Below are 2,882 nucleotides of genomic sequence, written 5' to 3' on the forward strand. Positions count from 1 at the left end.
GGGCTGGACAGCCTGACTAGCGGGGCTGTGTTCGGCGCCGTCGCCGGGTTGGCCACCGATGCCGAGGCACGCGCTGCCTTCGACCAGCTGTCAGGCGAGATCCATGCCTCGGCTAAGGGCATGCTGGTCGAGGACAGCCGCTTCGTCCGTGATGCGGCGACGTCGCGCATTCGTGCCGCTTTCGGCGATGGCAGCACTGCTGCCCTGCCGGTGATGGCCTATGGCGAAGGCGGACCGGAAATGGTCGCCGCCGACACCGATCGCTTTGCAGTCTGGGGCCAGGCTTTCGGGTCCTGGGGCAACACCGACAGCGACGGCAACGCCGCCGCTTTCGATCGTTCGACGGGGGGCCTGCTGGCGGGCGCCGACACGCTGGTGGGCGGCTGGCGTGTCGGTCTGCTTGGCGGTTACAGCCATGCGAACTTCGATGCCGATGATCGCAGCTCCAGCGGCGACGCCGACAACTACCATCTCGGTCTCTATGGCGGCACCAACTGGGGCGCCATCGCTTTCCGAACCGGTGCGGCCTACAGCTGGAGCAGCCTGTCGACAAAACGCTCGGTCGCCCTCAACGGATTTGCCGATCAACTTGCGGCCGACTATGACGCCGGCACCGCGCAGATCTTCGGCGAACTTGCCTACAAGGTCGGTAGCAGCGGGCCCGATGCCGAGGGCTTCAAGTTCGAGCCCTTCGTCAATCTCGCCTATGTCAGCGTGCACACCGACGGCTTTACCGAAAAGGGCGGCGCGGCAGCGTTGACCAGCGCGGGTTCCACCACCGACGCCACCTTCACCACGCTCGGCCTGCGCGGCTCGACCGGTTTTGCGCTCGGCAACATCAATGCGACAGCGCGCGGCATGCTCGGCTGGCGGCACGCTTTCGGCGATACCACGCCGCTGTCGACGGTCGCCTTTGCCGGCAGCGATGCCTTCACCATCGCCGGCGTGCCGATCGCCACGGACAGCGCCGTGATCGAGGCCGGCATCGACCTCAAAATGTCGGCAAATGCGACGCTCGCCCTGTCCTATTCCGGACAGTTCGGCGGTGGCGCTGTCGACAATGGCGCTAAGCTCGATCTCGCGGTGAAATTCTGACGGCGAGAGGTGGCGATCATCAGGAAGCGCCGTCACCTTGGTTGCAAGATTAGCCAGAGACTGATGGAGGCAGCATGGTCAAGTTGATGGGCGATTTCCACACGAAGCATGAAAGCGGCTTTACGCCAACAGAGGGGTGTAAACTGCCGTTCGACGCGGACATTCTGGAAGGTGAGGCCAAGGCGCGAAAGCAATTGCTTGGCCATCAGAACGCTTTCCTTCCCAAGCCCAAACGGTCCGCCAAAGACGTCGACCATCTGATCGAACAGATGGTCGCGTTCGACAAGATCCTGTCCGGGCACTATTGGCGAGAATATCGAACGGATCTGATCGCGGGGAACGTGCGTTCGGCGGTTGGCAAAGCAGGATCCATGCTTGATCTGGGCAAGTTGTCGCCACGACCGGCGACCAGCACAGTCATGATACCGCGCCTCAAATTGCCGGACTTCGACCCCGTTCCTTTTGGTCCGGTCGAACGGGGGGAGCGACAGATCATAGACCTGAGCTCGGTGGCTCGAGGAACCTACTTCGACAAGTGGTTCAACTACAATGGGCGCTGGACGCTCACCCAACTCTTCGATCACGCCGTGACTGATCCGGTACCCCTGTCAATGGATTTCGTCAGCGCCAACAATTTGGACCCATACGATGCGGATGGCCTGTGGGCTGCGAGCGAAACCGGCGTCTGGTTCACCTATGTGCCTGATATCGACGGCTACGTAACGCTTTTCTGGCTATCGGACCCACTTACCTATCGCCTGTTCACACAATACTCTCCGCGCGACGCGGACGGTTGGGCGAATGGTTGGCTCTCGGTGGAAGGGGTTGTCGGCATCTGGACACAAAATTCATTCGCAGGGCGCGACTATGTCGAGATAGCGAGCAGCAACGGCAATGCGCATGACACGCTGCAGGCAACCGGCGTCCTTTTCATTCACAACAGCACATACCCCGTCCAAGCCGGGAAACCGGTCAATGTGCTGATCGGAACGCGGTCGAACATATTTGGTGTCTGCGACGGAACTGGGATTAATTTCGGAGCGGGCGTTGTCGCGCGGATTGACCAGCCCATCTCCGTCTTCACACGAGCGGACCGGGAGCCATATTCGCCGTTCTATTAAACCGCGCAGGCGAGCCGATCTTCGGGGACTGGAGATCGTCGGGAGTGCGTCGCTAATCGCCGATGGCGCGAGTGCGGCCCGGTCGTCGCTTGCCGTCCTAGCAAATTGCAGTGAGCGCGACCCTGTCCGGTCCACCTGCAGCACCGATCGTCAGACGTACCGCCCCAACGGTGAACGCCCGAGAGCTGAAATCGCGAATGCCGACGATTGGACTGTCACGTCCTAGTCTAGTCTAGACCGCTACATGTTTTAGCCCTTCAAAGACCCAAGCGCGGCGAAGCCGAGCGCCACCAGGGCACCTCCCAGGACGATATCCGCATGCTTTCGGAAACGTCTGTAGAACCGCTGTGTTACAGGTTGGGAAATGCAAAGGCCAAGAAGACCAAACCAGGCGATCGCAATGGCAAACACCAATGCGACCACGGTTAGGTAAGTCGCCCCGCGGAGATTTAAGTTCAGCGTTGAAGAGGCGAAAAATATTGCAGTTGCGGGATTTGCCACCGCAGTGACAAAACCCAGCCGGAAGTGCCGAACGTTTGCGACCGGTTTCGGCTCATCCGGTCCCGTCTTGATCGACCAAGCTCGCCGCATCGAGTTTCATCCAATGAGGACCAGCAGTGCGCCGTAGAGGCTGGCGGCTATCTGATGCGCGATGCCCTCGTGCGG

Annotated in this window: 3 protein-coding genes; 2 read left to right on the forward strand and 1 reads right to left on the reverse strand. The window is 60.9% G+C overall.

Going from position 1 to position 2,882, the window contains the following annotated elements:
• Positions 1–1,095: autotransporter domain-containing protein (locus EN884_RS31610; RefSeq protein WP_128360961.1), on the forward strand; the 1,095-nt coding region annotated here is incomplete at its 5' end.
• A 74-nt stretch (positions 1,096–1,169) separates the two neighbouring features.
• Positions 1,170–2,216, forward strand: coding sequence for a hypothetical protein (locus EN884_RS31615; protein WP_063170516.1), 1,047 nt, complete (start codon positions 1,170–1,172; stop codon positions 2,214–2,216).
• Between the two features lie 249 nt (positions 2,217–2,465).
• On the opposite strand, the gene EN884_RS31620 is transcribed toward EN884_RS31615, so the two are convergent.
• Positions 2,466–2,807, reverse strand: coding sequence for a hypothetical protein (locus EN884_RS31620; protein WP_244514456.1), 342 nt, complete (start codon positions 2,805–2,807; stop codon positions 2,466–2,468).
• Between the last annotated feature and the right edge of the window lie 75 nt (positions 2,808–2,882).

Source organism: Mesorhizobium sp. M7A.F.Ca.AU.001.01.1.1, assembly GCF_004022735.1.
In the GTDB taxonomy this organism is placed as follows: domain Bacteria; phylum Pseudomonadota; class Alphaproteobacteria; order Rhizobiales; family Rhizobiaceae; genus Mesorhizobium; species Mesorhizobium ciceri.

Excerpts from the sequence above, each read along its gene's own strand:
- EN884_RS31615 (WP_063170516.1), top strand. The coding sequence starts at position 1,170 with ATGGTCAAGTTGATGGGCGATTTCCACACGAAGCATGAAAGCGGCTTT.
- EN884_RS31620 (WP_244514456.1), bottom strand. The coding sequence starts at position 2,807 with ATGCGGCGAGCTTGGTCGATCAAGACGGGACCGGATGAGCCGAAACCG.